We start from the raw sequence: 24,750 nt of genomic DNA on the forward strand, positions 1-24,750 counted from the left end.
CAATACACTCAAATTTATACTATAAAATCATTTTAATATGAAAAATTGGAATGAAAAGAAAGGAGAGGAATATGAATAAAGATGTCGCTTTGAAATGATTATTATCATTTCATTAGGAGTTGATGTAAAAAGATGAAAAGATACGAAGAATTGGACTCTATAAGAGGGATTTCTTCATTAGTAGTAATGATTGGTCATCATTTAATGATTTTTTCAGCATTTCAAAATTACAGTTATGAAGATAATAAACCATTTGTTGTGTATCTATTAAAAGAAACGCCTGCTCGTCTAATTTTTAGTAGTGGTAACGAATCAGTTATTATCTTTTTTGTTTTGAGCGGATTTGTTTTGTATGAATCTATTCAAAAAAACTATAGTAGCTATGGGTCATACCTTTTAAAACGTATATGCAGAATATATATTCCTTATATTGTGGCAATAATTATAGCTATTGTATGCCAGATTACAATTAGTGAATATGGTATTTCTTATTTAAGTGAATGGTTTAATCGCTCATGGACGATTGAAAGTTCTTCAAGCTTAATCGCACAACATATTTTATTGGTTGGGAAATATAATACAGATGCATATAACGGTGTGATTTGGTCACTTGTCCATGAAATGCGAATATCAATAATTTTTCCGTTAATTTTGATGATTTGCTTACGAAAAACGTTAAGGTGTTCATTACTATTATTGTTTAGTTTTAGTATATGTTCTGTCGTAATATTATTTTTGTTTCGCTCGGGCTTAACATTAACAAGCTATGCATTAACATTGCATTACACAGTACTGTTTTTACTAGGAGCACTAGTTGCGAAGTATAAAAATAATTTAATAGTTTTTTATAGTAATTGTACTAAAAACACAAAAATTGCATGGTTTTTATTTGCGATTTTACTTTTTATGTATGAAGGGCTTATAGGAGAAATTAAAGTGCTCAATAATTTTATATTTCGAGACTACGTAGTGGCGATAAGTGCAAGTCTATTTGTCATATTAAGTTTGTCAATATCAACTTTGTCGTCCTTGCTACATAATAAATATTTGTTATATTTGGGGAAGATTTCTTACAGTCTTTATTTATACCATATTATATCGTTGTTTTCCCTTATATACATGCTCCATGAAATATTACCGTTGCCTATTATTTTAATTTTTTCACTTGTTTTTTCGTTTATACTTGCAATGCTTTCGTATGTATATGTAGAAAAATTTGCATTCGGAGTCGGAAAGTATGTAACAAAACAAGTGGATAGAAGAGAGAAAGGGTTATCTGTAAAGAGTGAATTGCAGGATGTTATTCAGAAAAGGGCGGTGAAATAATTGAAGCAAGAAATGAGTATAAAAGATTTTCAACAATTACTGAAAAGAAGATTCGTAACGATTATTTTAACGATGTGTTGTTTAACCGCTTCTTTAGTTCTTATCTCTATGTATGTTTTAAAGCCGTCATATCAATATTCAACGCAAATTCTTGTTGGGAATTTAGATGAGTTTAATAAGGAAAATTCAACAAATAAAACACAAGAAAATAAGCAACTAGTAACATCGTATGTTGATATTTTAAAAAGCCCATTAATTATTTCAACAGTCAAAAAAACTTTGAAATTAGAGCAATCAAGTTATGAATTAGCACAAAAAATCTCGGTTGTGAATACGGACAACTCACAAATTGTAACTGTTACAGTAAAAGATTCCAATCCGAAAATCGTGAAAGACATTGTAAAGACATTGGCAGAGCAATCACAACAAAGTTTTCAACAGTACACAAATGTACAAGGTGTGAAAGTGTTGACGGATCCTGAGTTACAGGAACAGGCTGAAAAATTGTTTCCGAAATTTCAACTGATCATTCCTATTTCTTTAATTGTTAGTTTTTTTGTTGGGATAGGTTTAGCTGTATTTCGAGATTATTTTGATGAACGTATATACACGGAACAAGATTTAGAGAAAATAACAACAGTCTCTGTTATTGGTCACATAAATGTGAAACCGAATAGAAAACAGAAATCTACAGAGATTGATAAACAATCATCTATATATCGAGGTGAACATGTCGATGTTTAGGACAAAGAAACAGCTGCCATTCGATTTGCATGATGATCTGATGAAAGAGCAGTTTTATACGGTGTATCACGAGCTGAAAAAATCTGGAAAACAACTATTCACAGTTAGTTCAACGAAGGACAGAGGGGTTGTTGCCTCACTTATAGTAAATATGAGTCTAGTGTTTGCAGAAATGAAGAAAAAGGTGTTACTTATTGATGTGAATTTTTCTGACCCTAAATTACATGTATTATTACAAAGTGATCACATGATAACAGTAAACGATATAATAAGCTCCTCCTCCTGCAATTATGAATCTTTTTCTAGTAATTTGTCTAAATACTTATATTGTATTCCTGCAAAAAAAACAGTACACACAGGGACGCCTTTAGTTGCTATGGATGAATTTGATAATGCGATTGCTAAGTGGAAAGAAGATTTTGATTACATTTTCGTTTATTCTTCTGAAGTATTTGAACTTCCTGCTACGCACATTATTGCAGGGAAATGCGATGGAGTGGTTTTAGCAGTTAAAAAGCAAAAAGATTCATTACGTACAGTGCAAAAAGTAATAGCGGATATAAATAGGAAAGAATGTGAATTAATAGGTATAATTTTATATTCTTGAATGTGGGGGTAACGATCCATGATTCGTGAAACAAATCAAGCCAAGTTGTATACGATTCCGGCTCAAGAAAAGCCTAGCATATTGAATCGAAGTGTAAAACGCTTGTTTGATATTATATTTTCAATCATATTGTTACTATTAACAATACCAATTATGTTGTTCTTTTGTATTATGATTACCTTAGAAACATCAGGGGCTCCAATATACTTTCAAGAACGTTTAGGTATAAACGGGAAGAAGTTTAATGTATTTAAATTAAGGTCGATGGTAAAGGATGCTGAAATGAACGGACCACAATGGGCAAAAGAACATGATCAAAGAATTACAAAAGTTGGATTGTTTATAAGAAAAACGAGAATTGATGAATTACCACAGCTCTTAAACATTTTAAGAGGAGATATGTCTTTTGTAGGCCCTAGACCAGAGAGAGAGTTTTTTTATAATGAGTTTGATGCGTATATTCCAGAATTTAAGGAACGTTTAATAGTAAAACCAGGACTAACAGGATGGGCACAAATAAATGGAGGGTATAATCTTGATCCAAAGGAAAAGTTGAGGCTGGACATGGAGTATATTGAAATGAAAACATTTCGGATGGACATCCGTATTTTATGTAAAACCGTTTTAATTGTATTGAACGGTAATGGTGCAAGATAAATATATATGTAAACAAACAACATATGTAAGTAGGTTACTTGCAAAGGAGAACTTGTATGGGTAGATCTATTCTAAGCAATATTATCCATCTATTTTATAGTACGATTTTAGCTAACCTTCTTCAGGCCGTCAGTTTAATTGTTTTAGCAAACTTTTTTAACGCACAACATTATGGGATGTTTAGTGTTGCCATAGCAGTGACGTTTGTTATGTTATTCTTTACAGACTTAGGACTTAGTAATACGTTTCTTCGAGAAGGGGCAAAGGATGGAGCAGATTTAGAGAAGATTTTATCATCGTATATAAAAATAAGGATGATTCTACTTATTTTTATTTCTATCATCGGTTATATTGCTATTCATTATATGTATGCGGATAAAAATTTAATTTATATGATGATAAACGTAATGTTTTTCATGTTAATAGGATTAACTTGGCAAAACATAGGGATTGCCTATTTTCAACTGACGGAACGTATGAAGTATATAGCGCTCATAAAAGTTGTATCAGCATCAGTTGTCATTATAATTACATGTTTTTGTATTTTCGGAGAGTTACCGGTGTATGTAACAGCTCGTTTATATGCTTTTGGGTATATGATTGGTGGTTTATTCAGTATATATATCATGAGAAGAAAGACGAAAATGAATATGAAAGTCGTAATTCATAAAGCGTTATTTTGGCAATTAACTCCCTTTATTATTAGCGGTTTTTTAATAATGAGTACGCCACAATTAGCGCCTATCTTGCTTAACTATACATTGCCATTAAGTATGGTAGGTGTTTTTGCAGTGGCGTACCGGATGCCGGCAGCTTTATATCAAGTACCAGGGGTAATTGCAGGTGCATTTTTTCCGGTGCTCTTTAAGCATTATAACCAGAATAATATAGAAGAGCATACGAAATTAAATTTACTTCAAATTAAATCAATGGCGATTGTAGGAATATGTATGACGATCGGTTTATATCATTTAGCACCATACTTTATTTCTATATTTTTTCATGAAGAATGGAGGAATGCAGTAGAACCACTCCAAATATTATCATTTCTTATTGTGCTACAAAGTTTAAATATTGCCATTGCTGACGGTTTAACGACGAGTGGTTGTCAAAATAAGAGGACTGTTGTGCAGTGTGTAGCATTGGTGATAGGTGGGGTTATGCTTTATAGCTTTAGTAGTCTTGGTGGAGTGATAGGAGCGGCATACGCTATGGTTTTATTTGAAATAGTCGCTTTAGTGGGATATATAGCGGTAAGTGTAGTGAAGAAAAAAATTGTATTCCAAATTGTAATACCGTATACAATTTATTTTGGTGTAACCTTTATTGGAGTGCAATATATATTGCATACATATCATTTAATTGCGCTTGTTCTTAATATACTAATTGTAGTAGCTGCCATATTCCTATATGATTATGAGCTAAAAAAACTTCTTCTTTCTTTTATAAGAAAAATACGCAAAAAGGATTATATTACGAAACAGGGGATATAGCCTATGGAAAATAATATGAAAGTATCAATGGGATGGATTATTCTTCTAATATTATTTGTCATGTTAAGTAAATACAATTTATATATTGGATTTTCATTGAAGATATATATGGTTTTTTTAGTCATATATTTTTGTTTAACAATTAAAGACTTTCATATTCAAAAGTTATATTTTCATGAAGTTATATTTTTAATGTTTTATTTCATTTATTGTTTAAGCGGAATTCTTTCTATGTATTTAAATGCTAGTATTCGTATGATTTTTGGCGTGCTACTCGTTTTAGGATGCTATTTTATAATGAGAAATTTATTGGGGAATACTGAAATAGTGGTACTTGAATCATCTATTGCTTATGTAGGAATAGTATTTAATGTTGTAAGTCTACTACTCTATATAATCGGTTTACAATACTTTAGTTTATACGGTGGAGAAGAGAGAGAAATTTTTGCTGGATTATTAGTTGATAGAGGATATCCACGGTTAATTGGATTGCTAGATGATCCTAACATTTTTATTTTCTATAATACAATATTTTTTATGTACTATATGACGAATTTGCAAAATATCACTAACATCTTAGGGTTAATTTTATGTGTTACGACGAGTCTATTAACCTTTTCAAGAGGGGGAATATTAGCGCTTGTGCTTGTCATTTTTGTATATATATGTATGTCTAGTTTCGCTAAAAAAATAAAAATAATTATGAGTTTAGTATTGTTTAGTGTAGTTATTTTTAGTTTATCGAATAGTGTAATGGGGGGCCAATTAGATGACATATTAAATAAACGAATTTCTGATTTTTCCCATGATAATGGAAGTGGTAGATTTACATTATGGGAAGCTGCTTTTAAATATTATTTATCCAATCCATATATCGGAATTGGTGCGTTTAACTTCTCGAATTATTATGAGTATCAATTTAATGAAAAATTATATGTACACAATACATTTTTAGAAATTTTGTCTGAGTCGGGTACAATTGGTTTTCTTCTATATAGTGCGTTTTTATTCATATTAATGTTTAAGTTAGCGCAGCATACTTTGTTTCGTGAAAAACCATACCTTCTATTGACTATGATTGCATTTTTATTTCAGATGATGTCATTGTCACTCATTATTAACGAAGCGTTCTTTTTATTTTTAGCAGTTGTTGTGAAGTATATTTCAATATATGAAGGAAGGGGAAAGATAGATGGTAAAATGTCTATCAGCACATAACGAGCCGCCTTATGTTTCTGTAATAACACCTTCTTATAATAGTATACGATTTATAGGTGAGACAATTTCATCTGTACAGAATCAATCGTATGAAAACTGGGAAATGATTATCGTTGATGACGGTTCAACCGACCAATCTGCCGCAAAAATTAAAGAGATAATAGAAGGAGACTCACGAATTAGGTTATTATCATTAAAAGAAAATGTTGGTGCTGCTAAAGCTCGGAATTTAGCGATCCAAGAGGCGAGAGGAAGGTACATTGCCTTTTTAGATAGCGATGATATATGGTTGCCGCATAAATTGAAGACACAATTGTTATTTATGGAAGAAATGAATATTGCTTTTTCATATGCGTCGTATAGTTTAATTGATGAAAACGGTAATGAATTAAATCGTGAAGTGAGTGCACCAAAATCTGTTGACTATCATTATTTAGTAGGAAATACAATTATCGGTTGTTTAACAGTGATGATTGATCGTGAAAAAATTCCATATGTCGAAATGCCTAGTATACAGCCGGAAGATACAGCGTTATGGCTGAACTTATTACATGAAGGGTATGAAGCAAAAGGGATACAGCAAGTGTTAGCAAAATATAGAATTGTTACAAATTCTGTTTCTAGAAATAAAATTAGAGCAGCTTTCCGGTATTGGAAATTGTTAAGGGAACAAGAACGACTGAATTCGGTGCAAATTTTTTACTATTTTAGTAAGTATGCTTATCATGCTTATAAAAAAAATAAAATCAATGTAGTTGGGAAGACGCAATTATGAATATACTGTTGATGACAGATAAATTGATAACTGGCGGAGCCGAGAGCTATTTTTGTAAATTGGAAAGTAATTTGCGTTATGATGATTTTAAGATTTATACAGCTGCAGGTGATGGAGAACTATATGAATCTCTTACTAGAAAAGAAAATTTTATATTACTTAGTCGATGGAATCATTTGAGAAATATTTATTATTTACGAAACGAAATTTGTAAACGAAAGATAGAGCTTATTCATGCAAATAGTTTGCGAATGGTATTATATGCTTTTCTAATTCAAAAGTTTATTAAAAAAAAGATGAAAATTGTTTATACGAAACATAATGTAACGATATTAGAAAAGAAAATGCCAACGCTTTTTCGTTATTTCATGAATAAATATGTGAACAATATTATTACAGTAAGTGAGTTTGAGAAGAATAATTTAATTTCAATTCATGTAGCAGAAGAAAAAATAAATACAATTTATAACGGTGTCGATATTGAAAAGTTTTTATTCCAGCAGAAAAAGAAAGAATCTACATATAAAATAGGGATATTAGCTAGATTATCCAAAGAGAAAAACCATCAACTATTTGTCAAAATTGCAAATGTGTTGAAAAAGAGAAATGATTTTATGTTTTATATTGCTGGTGATGGACCAGAGAAAGAATCGATTATGAAAGAAATAGAAAAATATGGATTGCAGCAAAGGGTGAAGATGCTAGGGAATATTTCAGAGCCGCATGAGTTTATAGGGAATATGGACGCCTTACTTTTATTATCTTTTCGTGAAGTGTTTCCAATGGTAGTAATTGAAGCGATGGCTACAGGGACACCAATTGTTTCAATAGATGTTGGTGGAATACATGAAGCGGTAATAGATGGAGAGTCAGGTGTTTTAATATCTGAATATTGCGAAACGAAATTCGCAAGTGCGCTTGAGGAACTACAAGGGAATGAACAAAGGGTAAATGATATTAGATTGAAAGCACGAGAGAAAGCAATGAGATATTTCTCGTTAACTAAAATGATAGAGGAAACGAAAAATATATATGAATTAAACAAATGACCGAGTAGGTCGTTTGTTTTTTTTATTATAGAAACTTTTAAGAGACAACTCACATATTATATGAAAAAGGTAATATGAGGAGTGAATTTATTTTGTCAGAATATATTTCATCCCAAGAAGATTGTGCGCCAGAAAGTAGCGTTCATATTGATTGTTTTGGCGCAGTTCCAAACTCGGGAAATGATAGCTCATTAGCAATTCAGCAAGCTATTGATTATTGTGTAGCGAATCGAATTTCGACGGTTAGAATTACAGGGATAAATACGTACAAAATTGTAAAGTCGATTGTTATTAAATCAAACGTAAGATTAGAGTTGGATCCTACCGTAACACTGCAAATTGATGGGGATTTTAATGCATTTGAGCTACAAAGTAACGCTTCGATAGTTGGTGGTACTCTTCAAGTTATAAATCCATTGTTTCAATCTGCTGTTATTTATGTTTCTGGTTCACAACAAATCGAAGTACCTAATCAATCTGTTATATCAAATATAAATATAATAAATACAACTCCATCGTATAAAGGAAAAGCTATACATTTTTATTGTCAAAAGGCATGGGATTTTATTAGTTTCTTTCAAGTTAAATTTATTCAAATTAAAAACTTTCGAACTGCAATACATTTGAAGACAGAATATATAAATGATATCAATACACCTTGCTGGATTAACGCCAATGTATTTCAATCTATATTTATTGATGGATGTGTGTATGGGATTGAAGTAGATGGAAATAGTGATTTGCCAAATGAAAGTTCAGGAAATACGTTTCATGATATTCAAGTGCAATGTAGACAACAAACGGAAAAAGTAATTCGTTGTTCAGGTGCGTATAATACATTTGATTGTATGATCTGGGATACGTACCGGATGAGTAGTGAACAAATTGTTATTGAATTTTCTTCCAATTCTCATCGTAACTACCTTTTTTCAAATCTGCTTTCGACAACTATTGTAGATAAAGGACAATACAATGTTTGTAAGTCTACCTATGAAGAATCTCTTCGAATTCAGTTACCGATTACGTTAAATAAACCACATTTAATAGGGAATCAAGATGATATTTTAGTAAATGCTCAGCAGAAGTATACGATTAAGCAAGTAAGTGGGAAAGTGCCTTACGGGGGGAATCTCGCAAATTGCTTTAATTTAATAGATGAACAAAGTGTAAACTATATTGACGTTCCAGATAGTAATCCAGTTGTAATTGAACTGGATTTTACGAAAAAACCAATACAAATGTTAAATTGTTTTGGAATGTATTTTGGGTGGGGAGAGAGCCCAAAGAAAATTAAAATTGAATATGCATTAAGCGCAACTGGAAGTTGGGTTATCGCGTTGGATGTTCCATTAAATGTTGGCGATACAATTATATCGAATATGAAGGCGAGTCAGTTATATAAAGTTAGAATTACATTAAGTGGTTATTCTCAAGATCATAAGCGTTTTCGAATTAATCGTATTTTTGCAAGGTCTTCTATGGAAAACGGGAACGCTTGGTTAGCGACAACTGGCGGAAGAATGTTTGGAGATATTGAAATAGAGGCAAGTAAAGGTATAATCATGAAGACTGTTAGTGGAGTGAAATGGAAAGTTACTATTAATGAAGCTGGCCAACTTATTACGACTAAGATAACTTGAGATGTTGTTTAATTGTATATCCTTGGACGAGTTACAACGTAGTGGGATATAGGTAATGAAAAAGAGATTGTAATTTGGTTTCAACCAAACTACAATCTCTTTTTTGTTTCAATTACTTCCACCAAATCCAAGTCCAAAGGTAATTTCGTACATTTCGAGGAGTAATGCGAATGAAGCGTTCACCGTCAAAGAAGCAATTTAAATTTGGAAGTGTTTCATCTGGATTTTCTGGAACAAAAGTGACGATGTTTTCGTTACTTGTAACGGTTACTGTAATTGGTGGGTCGGTAGGCGAGACTTGAAGTTGTAACGAAATATTGGCCGTATTTTTAAATTCATTATTAACAGGTGGACTTATTACTTGTACTGTGAATAATACGATAATTGTTTCGTTTGGTTCCAAATTAGTGGCAACTAGGAAACCGATATTCGGATTCGCTAGTGGAGAGCGTTCACCGTTAATAAAGACAGTGCCGTTTATAAATTGTAAACCTGCTGGAATGGTATCTTGTAAAGAAATATTTGAGAGTGAAATTTTGGAAGTATTTGTAATACGTACCGTGTAATCAAAATATTGATTTAAATAAGCTGAGCTGACGGAAGCATTTTTCGTGACTGTTGCAGTTATAAATTGAATTGGTATACGAACAATATTTGAATTAACAATGAAAGTAATAATTGGATCCTGTGGTGTCAATTGAAAGGCAGCGGTAACTGTTGCAGAATTTATAATTGTACTGTTTGAAGGAATAGAAGTTACGAGAACTTGAAATGTTATAGTTGCTACTGAATCTGCAGGTAAAGAGCCGATATTAATACCAGTGTCTGGACGAACATTTGTAACGGGAGTACCGTTAATTGTTACGCTGTTTTCTATAAATGTTGTACCAGCTGGAATGCTGTCTATAACAGAAGTACTGATTGTCGGAATTGGGGAGTGATTAAATACCGCTAATGTGAATGTAATGATATCTCCTATAACGACAATAGATTTGTCAGCTGTTTTTTCAATGTCAACCATCGGATCAACGACTGTCGTTGTAACGGTATTTGTTTGCTTTGAAACTGTATTTATTTGCTTTGTAATCGTAATAGGTGGTTGGATTGGACCGACAATAGGCGTATAGGAAATAGTAGCATCGTTATTGATTGTAGATTGAAGAGTAGAAGAAGAAATTGTCACTTGGAATGTAATAATAACAGATTCATTTGGAGCAAGATTTCCTAACGTAATACCATTTTCCGGATTCGCATTAGGTTGATTGATTCCGTTAATCGTAACACTACCAATAACAAATGTCGTATCTGCTGGTGCTGTGTCTACTAAAAGAAGGTCTTCGATAATGATATTACCATTATTAGTAATCGTGATGGTATACGTTAAAGTTTGACCGGGTAAGGCACTTGTGAAATCAACAGCTTTTATCGCAATGACATTATCATTTTGGACAGTAGTTGTGACGGTGTTTGTTGTAGTCGTATTTGTAACAGGTACGTTATTTGGGTTGACTATATAGTTAAAAGTAGTAATTGCGTTGTTGTTTAGTTCATTTGGTGTTGGAATAGAAGTCACAGTTACTTGGAATGAAACGATAGCATCTTCACCAATAGTTATAGTACCAATTGGTATGCCGCTTACTGGATTCACTCCTGGAAGAGTTTCTCCGTTTACAATGACGCTATTTTCTATAAACGTAGTACCTTGAGGAATAATATCTTGAATGATTACATCATTTACTGCAACATTACCGGTTTGATTTAGTGTAATCGTATACGTTAACGTATCACCAACCGTTGCAAATGCAAGGTCAACAGCTTTATTACTATTCAAATTTGCGTGATTAATTTCTGTTGCGGCAGCTGATGAAATAATAGTTTCGGTAATAGGTGGTCGATCTGGTAACGTGTATTCATATTCAATTGTACTCGTGTTAGAGATTGGATTTGTTTGTGGAATCGAAGTAACCCTTACTTGGAATAGAATAGTTGCTGTCGTATTAGGTGGAATGGTATCAATTTGTATACCGTTAAGAGGATTGTCATTTGGCCGAGCGTTGCCGTTCACGATAACACTATTCTCTATAAAGCTCGTATTTGCTGGGATAATATCTGTAACAATAATGTTTTCGACTTGTATATTTCCGTTATTTATGATGGAAATTGTATAAGGGATGATAGTTTGTAAGTCAGCATATTGGATAGGTGTTGTTTTTGTCGCAATTACATTAGCGGAAATAACTTCAGTGAAGGTAATATTGCTAGTCGATATTTGTTCTTCCACGTTTATTGTATAACGAGAAGTTGATTGATTTTGAACATGACCGCTAGCAGGAAGAGCTACGACGGTAACAGAAAATGTGACTGGGATAGAAATGTTAGGAGCAATCGTTCCCACAAGTATACCTACACTTGGGTTGGCGTTAAGCTGAGGAATGTTATTTACTAAAACGCTACCATCAATAAAGGTTGTTCCATCAGGTATATTGTCTGTAAATACAACAGCAGTGGCATCCGTATTCCCTGTATTCGTTAAAGTTGTTGTATAAGTTAAAATGTCACCAATCGTTACAGAGGTTAAATCAACAGTTTTAAGTGAAACGATATCAGCATCATTAATTTGAACGAAAGTAGTATTGGAAGTAGTAGATTTTTGAATTGGTGCAAAGTCAGGATTGAAAATAAAGTCGTAGGCGATGTTTGCAGTATTAGGTGTTGGATTTACAGTAGGTAAATTCGTAACGGAAACTTGGAATGTTATTGTAGCCATTTGACCTGCTGCGACATTAGGAATGGAAAAGCCGATATTCGGATCTGCTGCAGGAAGTACAGTATTATTAACTATTACACTTCCTGGAATAAATACTGTTCCATCTGCTATAGTATCTGTAAAAAAGATGGAGTTAGTTGTAGCCGATCCATTATTTTGAATGAATACTGTATATTCAATGGTTTCATCAATAGTAGCTAATACAGTATTAGCAGATTTTGTAGCAATAAGAATAGCATCAATAAATTGTATGTTTGTAGCATTGGAAGAGGTCGTTTCTGAAATTGGTGGTGTGCTTGGGTCTGGTCGATACTCATAGTGAATGACGGCGATATTATTAATGTTATTTTGTGGCGGTATAGAAACTACGCTTACTTGGAACGTAACAATAATCGTATTATTTGGAAGAATTATATCAAGATTGATACCGGTAATTGGATTTTCGTTAGGTCTTGGTACGCCATCTACAAGAATGCTATTTGGAACGAATGTGGTGCCAGAAGCAATTGCGTCAAGTAGGAGAGTATTTGTAATAGGTATTGTACCGGCGTTTGTAACTGCGACTGTATATGTGATGATTTGACCGATACGTGTAATGGATCTGTTAGCGGATTTAATTGCACTAACATTTGCCGTTCGCACTTCAGTATTTACTGCATTTGATAACGATCTACGCTGAATAATTGGAGAACTAGGGTCAATTTGGTATTCGTACGAAGTGTCTGAAATATTAATGACTGTATTGCCCTCTGGTATATTTGTAAGTTGTACTTGGAATGAAATAGTGACTGTTTCATTTGGTTGTATCGTGCCGAGAGTTACTCCGTTTTCAGGATTCACGCCAGGCTGAATTACATTATTTATTGCTAAGCTATCTTCAATGAATATAGTATCTTCTGGAATGTTATCAATGAACACGATATTGTTAGCCGGAACGGTTCCTATATTTTGAAGTGTATTTGTGTAGGTAATCATTTGCCCGATTGATACGAAATTTACATCCGCACTTTTAACAGAAATAATATTTGCATTTTGAAGTGATGTTGTAACAATGTTAGAATTTGCAGAGCGATTTACTGGTGGGGCTGTAGGAATACTTACATATTGGTAAGTTGCTGAAGATTGATTTACAATTTCAGTTTCATTCGGTGGATTATTTGTTTGCACTTGAAATAGTATCGTTTTGGAACTGTTTGCTGGAATTGTTCCAATCGGTATTCCGTTTTCAGGATTTACACCTGGCTGAAGGACACCATTAATTGTGACACTATCGGGAACGAATGTAGTCCCAGCAGGGATAGAATCTGTGAAATTAATATTTATTGCGTCAACATTACCGATATTTTTCACTTCAGAAATATAAAGTATAGTTCCACCGATATCTACAGTTGTTGGATTGGATGTTTTTGTAATTGCCAATTGTGCTTGCACGAAATTTGTAATAACGATATTACTAGTAGATGTTTCAGTAATAGGCGGTTGCCCTGGGTCTGGTTGGATTGTATATGTTGTATTGGATTGATTTGTAATCGATTCTTGGGAGAATGAATCGTTAATAAGAATTTGGAACGAAATAAGGTGAGTAGCGTTTGCTGCTAAAGTAGGTAAAGTAACACCTACATTTGGATTGGCATCAAGTATAGTTGTTCCGTTAAGTGTAAAACTATTTTCTACGAATGTAGTATCTTGGGGGATCGTATCTGAAAATATGAGATTAGTAGCTGGAATATTTCCTGTATTTTCTAGTGTTATTGTGTAAGTCAAAATATCACCTGTTGTTGCTTGCTGTGCATTGACTGCTTTTAAAGAAAGGATAGTCGCATCCGAAATTTGTGTGAAAGCAGGATTAGACGTAATTGTTCGAGAGATGATAGGAGCAGTTGGATCGGCGATAAAAGTATAGTCAATACGGGCTGTATTAGAAATTGGGTTTACGCTTGGAATAGATTGAACGATAACCTGGAATGTTACAGTGACGATTTCTGACGGTGTGATGGAGTTTAATGGTATTCCTACGTTAGGATCAGCATCTGGAACGGAAACGCTATTAATAGTTACGCTATTCGGAATAAAGGCAGTTCCTTCGGGGACCAAATCTGTTAAAGTAACTGTATTTGCAGTAGTATTTCCGTTATTTTGAACGACTACTGTGTAAGTGATTGTACCGTCAGTAGATTGTACGAGAGAATCTGTACTTTTAATTACGGATAATGATGCATCAACAACAGCTGTATTAACCGTATTAGACGAGGATGTTGCTGTAACAGGAGGTTGACTTGGATCGACAATATACGTGTAACTTGTAAGTGCTTGATTTATAATTGCTCCTTGTGGTGGAATAGAACTTGCAAGAAATTGGAACGTAATAGTAGCGGAATCACCTGGTGCGATAATACCAACGGGAATACCGAGAGTTGGACTTGCATCTGGAAGTGAAATCCCGTTGAGCGTAACACTATTTGGAACAAATAATGCTCCTTCAGGAACTCCGTTAATGAGTAATACAGAGTTTGCAGGGAAGTTTCCAGTATTCGTTAATGTTGCTGTATACGTAATTACATCCCCGATAGACACAATTGAACGATTTGCTTGTAAAACAGTTGTAACAGTCGCGTTATTAATTTGTGTTGAAGCGCTATTAGAATTTATCGTGCCTGTAACAGGAGGAGAGGCCGGATCAACGATGAATGTGTATTGAATAGATGCTACGTTTGTAATCGGATTTGAAGGTGGAGTTGATGTAACTATGACTTGGAAAGTAACGGTTAAGGAACTATCCGAGCTAATTGTTCCGATATTCACTCCGTTATTTGGATTTGCACCTGGAATGGTACTTCCATTTACAGCAAAACTATTTTCAACAAAGGTTGTTCCTGCTGGAACTGGGTCTGAGAAATTTACATTCGTAGCGTTTGTATTGCCACTATTTTGAATCAAAACTGTATAAGTGATCGTATCTCCAATATTTGCAAAGGCTGTATTAGCAGTTTTTACAGCTGAAAGTATTGCTGTATTAATAGAAGTAACGAAGACATTCGTTTCCACATTTCCAGGTTGAGCCAGTAATGCATTGCCTACGTTATATTGGAAGTTAACAAATCCTAAGTTTTGGAGTTCAGGTGTGAACGTTGTTGGATTACTTACGATTTGTACTTGGAATATGATTGTAACAGTTTGATTTGGATTGATTGTATTTATGCCAACACCGTTAATAATCGAAGCGGATGGTAATGGAGTGCCATCAACAATAACTGATCCTGCAACAAATTGTGTCCACGATGGTAAAGGGTCTGAGAATATAGCGTTGTTAGCAGGAATATTGCCTGTGTTCGTAATAGTCGTTGTATACGTAATCGTATCACCAATCGTTGCAAAAGTTTTATCTCCTATTTTAATAGTATTTAAAATAGCACTTTCAATTTTTGTTGTAACGTTGTTAGAAATAATGTTTTTTGAAACTGGGGGATTAGCTGGATTAACGATATGTTGAAAGCTAACGCTAGCTTGATTAGTAATTGGATTTATAGGCGGAATTTCATTGGCGATAATGTTAAATGCTACGATGACAGATTCGTTTGGCGCGATATCACCGATTGGAACGCCTGTAATGATATCTGCATTTGGGATGCTAGTTCCGTTCAGTGTAAAGCTATTCGGTTCAAAGGAAGTTCCGTCTGGAATAAGGTCGGTAAAAATAACATTCGTTGCACTTACATTTCCGCTATTTGTAATTGTAACGGTGTAGGTAATATCCTGCCCGATATCTACCGTAGATACATTTGAATTTTTTTGTGCAGTAAGGATAGCGCTATTAATTTGTGTTGTCGTTGTATTAGATTGATTGGAAGTTGTAATAAGTGGCTGGCTAGGATCAACGACATAATGATATGTGGTAGAAGCAGAGTTAGAAATGGGATTAAGTGTTGGAAGTGTAATAACAGTTGCTTGGAATGTAACGATTGCCGTATTACCAGCATTAATGGAACCAATATTTACACCAGTTGATAAATCGGCGTTTGGAATGATTTGCCCATTAGCTGTGAAACTATTTGGAACGAAACTTAAATTGCTATCAAGAATATCGATAATAGTTACATCAGTTGCGGTCACATTTCCGGTATTAGGAAGGTTAAGTGTAAATGTTATTGTATTACCAACATCCGCAAAAGTAAGATCTGCTGTTTTGGTGCTAATAATAGTTGCGTTGTTTATTTGAAGGAGTGTAGTGTTGGAAGTAGCTGCACTTGAAACGGGAGGATTAACAGGATCAACAGTAAATTCATACGTCGTTGATGCTGTATTTGGTGCTGGGTTACTAGGGGGAATATTGTTTACTGTAACTTGAAAGACGATACTATATATTTCATTTGGTGGAAGTGTTGCAAGTAATACACCTGTATTTGGATCCGCGTTAGGTTGTAAAACGCCATCGATAGTTAATGTGTTAGGAACAAATGTGAGTCCACTTGGTAATGCATCTGTGAATACAATATTAGTTGCATCGGTATTGCCTACATTGGTAATAGAAGTAGTATAAAAAGCAGTTTGCCCGATATCTGCAAAGGATACACTTTCATTTTTCGTCATAGACAATATTGCTTCGTTAATTTGGGTTGAAACAGGATTACTAATTGAAGTTTCTGCATCAGGCGGTGAGACTAATTGATACGATGTTGATGAGAAATTTACAATTGGGTTTTGGGTTGGTAATGATGTTACAGTAACTTGGAACGAAACTGTTACTGTAGTCCCGGCTGTTATTGTCCCAATATTCACACCGTTCGATGGATCCGCCCCACTTTGAGGAACTCCATTAATAGAAAATGTGTTTGCAATAAATGTAGTGACGCTTGGCACTGTATCTGTAAATATAACATTTTGTGCAGATGAGTTTCCATTGTTTGTTAAAACGACAGTATAAGTGAGTGTGTCTCCAATACGACTAAAGGATTTATCGACTTGTTTTAATGAAAGAATGTTAGCTGTATTAATCGTAGTAAACACTGTGTTTGAAGTAACGTTTCTTGAAACGATCGGTGCATTTGGATCAGCGATAAATGTGTAAGAAGCAGTAGCGGAATTGGCTACAGGATTTTGGTTTGGTGTAGAAGTAGCAGTAACTTGAAATGCGATAGATATTGAGTTGTTAGGAGCAATTGATCCGATTGTTATACCTGTATTAGGATCGAGTTCGATGTGTGTACTGCCATTGATTGTGACACTATTCGGAATGAACGTTGTGCCGTCTGGAATAAGATCAGTGAAAGTAATATTCGTTGCATTTGTATTGCCATTATTCGTTAGAATGGTTGTATAGGTAATGGTATCACCTAGTGTTACAATTGTTTGATCGACCGATTTTACCATCGTTATCATAGCATCTAGTACCGGGTTTGTAACAATATTCGTTGAAGTAGAAGTTGTAATAGGAGTTCCGTTTGGATCGACAGTATAAGAATATAAAATTGTGTCATTACCCATAATCGAACTTGAAGGGGGAACAGAAAGAACATTTGCTTGGAAAGTAACGGTTACTGTTTCACCAGGAGCGATATTTGGTATAGTTACTCCAAGTGCTGGTTGCGCACCAGATTGCTGAACCCCATTTATTTTGACTGAGTTTGGTATAAAGGTAGTGTTAGCTGGAATTGCGCTCGTGAAAGTAATATTCGTTGCAGTCGTATTTCCTGTATTTGTAATAGTTGTTGTATACGTAATCGTATCTCCAACAGAAATGATAGATTTATCAACGCTTTTTTGGGTCGTTAATATTGCACTATTAATTGTTGTCGAAACAGCATTAGATACGTTCGTTTGTGTTACGGCAGGTTGGCTAGGATCAACTACATGTGCAAATTGTACAGAACTAAAATTAGAAATTGGATTTATACTTGGAATGTTTGTAACAAGTACGTTGAGAGTAATCACGGCCGTTCCATTTGGGTTTATATTTCCAATCTGAATCCCGTTAGATGGATTTCCGATTTGCTGTGTACCAGAATCGTTTGTAAGAGTGCCAGATATGAATGTCGTCCCATCAGGTAAAGTATCCGTGAAAATTATATTTTGTGAAGTGACATTTCCAGGGTTACTTAATGTAATTGTATAAGAAATTGTATCACCAATCGTTGCGAAAGTTTTATCTACAGATTTGATTGCCACAATTTCCCCAGAATTTATTTGTGTCGAAACAGAATTAGATGTCGTATTTCGTGAAACAAGTGGTAAATTAGGTCCTGTCATAAATTTATAATCAATAGAAGCGCCGTTTACAACCGGTGAGTTTGGTCCGCCTGGTCCAATTGTGAAAATTGGATTTGGAATGCTAACTACTTGCACACGGAAGGTAACATTTATAAAATCTCCTGCAATAATATCTCCAATTGGTATCCCGTTAGCTGGATTTACTCCAGGTAATAAAACTCCGCCTACTCGAACGCTATCTTCTATAAATACTGTGTTATTTGGAATCGGATCTGTAAAAATGATATTCGTAGCAGTTGTGTTTCCTACATTTTCTAATAAAACTGTATACGTTAAAAATGAATTTCCAGGTGCTATGTCAGAAAATAGCCGATCCACACTTTTCGTTGCTTGAATAATCGCTTCGTTAATTTGAACTAAAGTTGGATTACTTGTAGCTGTTTCTGTCACCGGCGGCTGGGTAGGATCAACAATGATCGAGTATGTCGTGCTAGACTGGTTCAAAGCTGGATTTGTAACTGGTATTGAGCCAACGATAGCTTGAAAGCTAATTGTTGTCGTTCCTCCAACTGGAATTGAGTCTAAAGAAATCCCGCTATCTGGTCTAAATCCAAGTTGTGGGATGGTATTAATTTGTACGCTATCAGGAACGAATGAAAGTTCAGGTGGTAATATATCGATAAAAACAGGTGTGTTTGCGGCAGTATTTCCGCTATTGGTGAGGGTAGTTGTATACGTAATTGTATCTCCAACAGCAGCAAAAGCACTGCTTGCAGTTTTTGTTGCGATAACAGAAGCAGTATTTACTTGTGTAAAGGTTTTATTAGATTGAACTGTTCGTGAAACTGGCGGTTCATTTATATCTACAATAAAGCTATATTGAAGCGATGATTTATTCGGGATTGGATTAGGGTTTGGAAGTGTTGTAATGTTTACTTGAAAACTGAGTGTAGCAGATGCATTTGAATTTAAGTTACCAATATTGATACCGTTTTGTGGATTTGCATTCGGAACGGTTACACCATTTATCTTAAAGCTATTTGGGATAAAGGTAGTACCGTTTGGAATTGTATCAGTAAAAATAATGTTGTTCGCAGTAGTATTTCCGTTGTTTGTAACAGCTGAAGTGAATGTAATTGTATCACCAATTGTAGCGAAAGTTGTACTAGCGCTTTTATTTATTACTAAAGTAGCGTCAATAATTGGTGTAACTGTTGTATTTGTTACAGTGCTACCAACAGCAGGAGATTGGTTTGGATTTACGGTATATTCATAATTTACAAGAGCATTATTTGTTAATGTGCCACTAGGTGGTATCGCTAAAATTTGTGCTTGAAAAGTAATGAATACAGTATCTCCTGGCGAAATATCTGCCAAGTGAACACCAAGTGATGGATCTAATCCTAGTTGTGGAACATTATTGATCGTTACGGAGTTTTGGATAAATGAAGCTCCTGCGCCAAGCCCATCTGTTAAAACAGTTGCACTAGCAGGGATATTACCTGTATTTGTTACTGCAATCGTATAAGTAACAATATCACCAATTGCAGCTGTCGGTGTATTCACAGACTTAGTAGCGACAATAGTAGCGTTATTAATTTGAGTTGTTATTACGTTACTTAACGTATTGGCGGATGCTGGAGGTAAGTTAGGATCTACGACATACTGGTACGTTGTATTATTTTGGTTCGGGATTGGATTTGGATTCGGGATAGAATTTACTTGTACTTGGAATGAGATGATTGTATTTGCATTCGGATTTATTGGGTCGATTGCAATTCCGCTTGCTGGATTGACATTAGGCAGTGTATTCCCATTTACAGTAACACTATTAGGAATAAACGATGTTCCGTTTGGAATTACATCTGTAAATATTACATTTGATGCAAGTGTGTTCCCGTTATTCGTTAAAGTAGTCGTGTACGTAATAATATCATTTACGTTAGCAAACTGTTTATCTGCAGATTTAGTAGCGGCAATTGAGGCGTTATTAATAGTTGTCTGTACAGTGTTAGAAGCAACCATCTGCATCACAGCAGGTTTGGATGGATCATACGTATATTGGAATGTTGTGCTTGATTGATTTGTAATTGGGTTTACAGCAGGGATAGTTGGTACAAAAACTTGAAATGCAACGGTGCGTGATGAATTCGCTCCTATCGTACCAATTGAAATGCCAGTGGCAGGATTTGCGTTAGCTACAGGGACATTATTAATCGTTACAGTATTAGGAATGAAGAGGGTACCCGCTGGAATGATATCTGTAAACGTTACATTAGCAGCAGAGATATTCCCGTTATTTGTTAAAATAGTTGCATATAGTATGACATCACCAACATCAGCGAAGTTTGTGCTTGTGAGTTTTGTAGCAACGATATTAGCAGTATTAATTTGTGTAGTTACTATATTGCTAGCAGTGTTTCTAACGAGAGCAGGTAAGTTTGGATCAGCGATAAAGCTATATTGAAGTGAAGCAATGTTTTGAATTGGGTTTGGTGAAGGTAGCCCATTTGCACTTATTTGAAAAACAATCGTTGTAAAACCACCTGAAGGAATGGAGCCGACTTGAAGACCGGTACTAGGGTCTGCACTTTGTTGTAAAGTACCACCTATAAAAATACTATTTGGTACGATAGTGGAGCCATTAGGGATTATATCGGTAACAATAACATTATTTGCTGTAGTATTGCCAAGATTAGCTAAAGAAATTGTATATGTGATTGGTTGCCCGACATCGGCGATAGTTAAATCTACTTCTTTGACAATCACTACATTTGCTAAATTAATTTGTGTACTTACAGTATTACTTACAGATGTTTCTATAGTTGGTGGATCGCCCGGATTTAGAATAAAGCTATACTGTGTACTAGATGAATTTAATGTTGGGTTTTGTGTTGGTAAAGAGGTGACGGTTACTTGATAAGAGACAGTAAGTGAGCCATTAGCAGCAATGGAAGGTAGTGGAACACCTATATTTGGATCTGCGTTATTTTGGAGTACACCATTAATAAGAAAAGTGTTTGGGATAAAGGTAGTACCGTCTGGATTCGTATCTACGAAAGTAGGACTATCAGCAGAAACACTTCCTGCATTCGTCAAAGTAACAGTATAAGTTAATATATCCCCTACGGTAGCGAACGCTCGGTCCACTGTTTTGGCTGAAATGACATTTGCATCGTTTACTTGAGTAAATGTAGTAGTTGAAGTAGTGTTCTTACTTACAGGTGAAGCGTTTGGATCAACGATAAAGTTATAGGAGATGGAAGCGCTATTTGAAATAGGGTTTGGATTTGGAATGCTAGTTATTACTACTTGGAATGAAGCTGTAATTGTAGTATTAGCATTGATGCTACCAATATTGATGCTAGCTGGTGTAACGCCTGGCTGAGTAACACTGTTAACTATAACGCTGTTTGGGACAAAGGCGGTTCCATTCGCAATTGAATCAGATAGTAATACATTGTTTGCTGCAACATTCCCATCGTTCGTAAGAGCGAAGGTGTAAGTTAATACATCGCCAACTTCCGCAAACGTTTTATCTACAGATTTATTAGCACGGAGATTTGCTAGTCTAATTGTTGATGTAACAGAATTAGAATTTGCTGTTTTTGAAGTCGGTGGCAAACTTGGATTTACAGTATATAGATAAGAAGCGAAGGCGTTATTAATGATAGGATTTTGGGTCGTAATATTGATGACTGTTACTTGGAAAGAAAGGGTAACAGTAGCCCCACCAGGAATTGTGCCGATAGGTAAAGCAACGAGAGAATCTACATTTTGTAAAACTCCGTTTAGTGTTACAGTACCAGGAGTCAATATCGTTCCGTTTGGAAGTGGATCTGTTAGTTGCACGTTATTAGCGGCTGTATTTCCACTGTTTGTAATAAGGATTGTATAACTTATTGTTTCGCCAATTGTAGCAAATTGTTTATTTGTTGATTTTGTTAATGTTACATTCGCATTGTTAATTTGAGTGGAAACGAGATTCGAAGAAATATTTTTTGTAACAGGTGATTGGCTAGGATTGACAGTGTATTGATAAGAAGCGCTTGATCCGTTAGATACGACATTTGACGTGGGTATTGTGTTTACTACTACTTGAAATGCAACATTTTTTGTTGTGCCGCTTGTTATGGATCCAATGTTCACGCCGGTAGCGGGATTTGCACCCACTTGTGTCGTGCCATCTATTGTTAAACTGTTTAGAACGAAAGTTGTTCCAGTAGGGATGACATCTGTAAAAATAACATTGTTCGCATTTGTATTACCTGTACCTGTAAAGGAAACGGTGTACGTTAGTGTATCACCAATATCTGCAAAATTTTTATCTACTGCTTTCGTCATTGTTACAGTAGCATTATTCACTTGAGTGGAGACAATATTTGTCGTATCAGTCCCACTTACTGCTGGTTGATTAGGTACAGGAATGTATTGATATGTTGTTGTTCCACTATTTAATATTGGGTTTGTTTGAGGGATAGAAGGAACGAGCACTTGGAATGAAATAGTAGTAGTGGAATTTGCGGCAATTGAACCAATTGTTATACCATTAGCGGGATTTGCGCCAGCTTGAGTAACTCCGTTCACAGTTACACTCCCTGGAATGAAAGTAGTCCCGCTAGGAATCGGATCCGTATATATCACATTCGTTGCAGCGATATTTCCTATATTAGCTAAGGCAATACTGTAAGTTAATGTTTCACCAATATCGGTAAAAAGTTTGTTAACTGATTTTGTTCCATTAATATCTGCAAGGTTAATTTGTGTTCCAGCAGAGTTACTTGTTGCAAGACCATTAAAAGTTGTTCCTCCGGCGATTGGTGTATATTGAAATGTAATATTAGCAGTGTTAGAGATAGGATTTTGACTTGGAAGAGAAACGACAGTAGCTTGGAAAGTTACTATACGAGAAGCACCATTATTAATTGTTCCAAGAGATATACCAGCCGCAGGATTTGCATTTGTTTGTGGTACGTTATCTACTGTTACAGTGCCGGGTATAAAAGAAGTACCATTAGGGAGACTATCTATAAAAATAGCGTTATTGGCAGGAAGAAGCCCGGTGTTAGGGATAGTAACTGTATAAGTGAGAATATCTCCAATTGCAGCAACACTTTTATTTACGCTTTTCGTTGCTTGTATATTTGGGGAGTTTATATTAATTTGTAAGCCGACTGTATTTAACATATATGCATCTCCGTTAGTAGTTAAACGGATTGCAGCGGATACTTGTGAGTTTGTTAAATAAGGAGAAATATCAATAGAAGTAATATCCCAGCCCTGTCTTCCTGCGGAAATGTTTGTACCTGTAGAAGCACTTTGATTTCGCGTTCCAAATGTCCCAGTTGTATCTAAGTTTCCTGCAGCATTATTAACTTGAGAACCGAAGAAATTATTTATGGCATTATTTGGTCCAGATAAAGCATTTAATGAACTGAAATTTGGTCCAAATAAAGCTTGATCCCCGGTTAAATCTGCATCTCCTTCGGTAGAACTTAAAAATAATCTCCCACTTACTGGTCCTCCTGAAGGTGTTAAAAATCCAGAAACAGATACATCGGCACTACCAGTTTCTGCAGAAACACGGTTACCAGCTACATAAATGGTTAAGTTTCTTGCTGGCAATGTCCCGTTTTGATAAGCGACGATAAGCGTCCATCCAGCCGAATTAATTGTTCCATTAGAAGCATCTATAGGATCTACAAGTCCAGGAACCGCTCCTGTAGTATAGGAACCAGCACCTCCCGCTTGAATAAGAGTTGTTACGTCTGCTGAACGAGTGTAAAAGCCAAATGTAATAGAGTTTGAAACGAAAGTTTGATTTGAAGCCGTAACAGCTGAAGGAGTAATCGAGTATGTTGAAACAGGTGTTGTAAAAGAAACTGGGTTTCCTAATACACTCGTAATGTTTTGATCACGAGATAAATAGTTTCCACCCCAAACGAGTTCTGCGTAAAGAATAGTACTACCAGCAGGGATATTTAAAATAGCGGTAGAACTATTTTGTGTATAGTTTAATGTTGTACCAGCAGGAAAAGTAGTTACTTGTAAAGCAGTATTCGTAGTTGCGAATGCACCAATTGCCCCGATTGTACCAGCACGGTTTTGATTGCTGATTTTACTTAAGCCTAAAGTATTACCTGTAATAGCGAGTGCGCCGTTAGTGGTGGTAGAAAATCGATTCGTAATGGGCATGTTGTCACCTCATTTACAATATAGTCTTGGTCAAAATAACATATGTGTGTGACAAATAAAGGGAAACATGTACAA

At 35.0% G+C, this 24,750-nt stretch carries 10 protein-coding genes; 9 read left to right on the top strand and 1 reads right to left on the bottom strand.

Annotation, left to right across the window (positions count from 1 at the left end):
* The first annotated feature begins 132 nt into the window (after positions 1-132).
* From DN401_RS02170 to DN401_RS02210, 9 genes are all read left to right on the top strand, one after another.
* Positions 133-1,326: an acyltransferase family protein gene (locus DN401_RS02170; protein WP_000833055.1), complete on the top strand. Its 1,194-nt coding sequence runs from the start codon at positions 133-135 to the stop codon at positions 1,324-1,326.
* Positions 1,327-2,070: a YveK family protein gene (locus DN401_RS02175; RefSeq protein WP_000807058.1), complete on the top strand. Its 744-nt coding sequence runs from the start codon at positions 1,327-1,329 to the stop codon at positions 2,068-2,070.
* Positions 2,057-2,677: a CpsD/CapB family tyrosine-protein kinase gene (locus DN401_RS02180; RefSeq protein WP_002182617.1), complete on the top strand. Its 621-nt coding sequence runs from the start codon at positions 2,057-2,059 to the stop codon at positions 2,675-2,677. The genes DN401_RS02175 and DN401_RS02180 overlap by 14 nt, the downstream gene beginning before the upstream one ends.
* A gap of 18 nt (positions 2,678-2,695) precedes the next feature.
* Complete coding sequence (locus DN401_RS02185; RefSeq protein WP_000617648.1) at positions 2,696-3,334, top strand: sugar transferase; 639 nt, start codon at positions 2,696-2,698, stop codon at positions 3,332-3,334.
* A 56-nt stretch (positions 3,335-3,390) separates the two neighbouring features.
* Positions 3,391-4,827: an oligosaccharide flippase family protein gene (locus tag DN401_RS02190; protein ID WP_000533741.1), complete on the top strand. Its 1,437-nt coding sequence runs from the start codon at positions 3,391-3,393 to the stop codon at positions 4,825-4,827.
* 3 nt (positions 4,828-4,830) lie between these two features.
* Entirely contained in the window at positions 4,831-6,045 is a 1,215-nt protein-coding gene (locus tag DN401_RS02195; RefSeq protein WP_025688381.1) for an O-antigen ligase family protein, read from the top strand.
* A complete protein-coding gene (locus DN401_RS02200) occupies positions 6,020-6,820 on the top strand; it encodes a glycosyltransferase family 2 protein (protein ID WP_059303975.1) in 801 nt (266 codons plus the stop codon). The genes DN401_RS02195 and DN401_RS02200 overlap by 26 nt, the downstream gene beginning before the upstream one ends.
* Entirely contained in the window at positions 6,817-7,869 is a 1,053-nt protein-coding gene (locus DN401_RS02205) for a glycosyltransferase family 4 protein (protein WP_121868169.1), read from the top strand. The genes DN401_RS02200 and DN401_RS02205 overlap by 4 nt, the downstream gene beginning before the upstream one ends.
* 92 nt (positions 7,870-7,961) lie before the next feature.
* A complete protein-coding gene (locus DN401_RS02210) occupies positions 7,962-9,509 on the top strand; it encodes a glycoside hydrolase family protein (RefSeq protein WP_149287487.1) in 1,548 nt (515 codons plus the stop codon).
* 112 nt (positions 9,510-9,621) lie between these two features.
* Here DN401_RS02210 and DN401_RS02215 read toward each other — a convergent pair whose 3' ends face one another.
* Positions 9,622-24,675 (bottom strand): DUF7507 domain-containing protein, encoded by a 15,054-nt coding sequence (locus DN401_RS02215; RefSeq protein ID WP_149287488.1) that lies wholly within the window; start codon positions 24,673-24,675, stop codon positions 9,622-9,624.
* Positions 24,676-24,750: the final 75 nt, after the last annotated feature.

The sequence above is a fragment of the Bacillus sp. BF2-3 genome, from assembly GCF_008368795.1.
In the GTDB taxonomy this organism is placed as follows: Bacteria; Bacillota; Bacilli; order Bacillales; family Bacillaceae_G; genus Bacillus_A; species Bacillus_A cereus.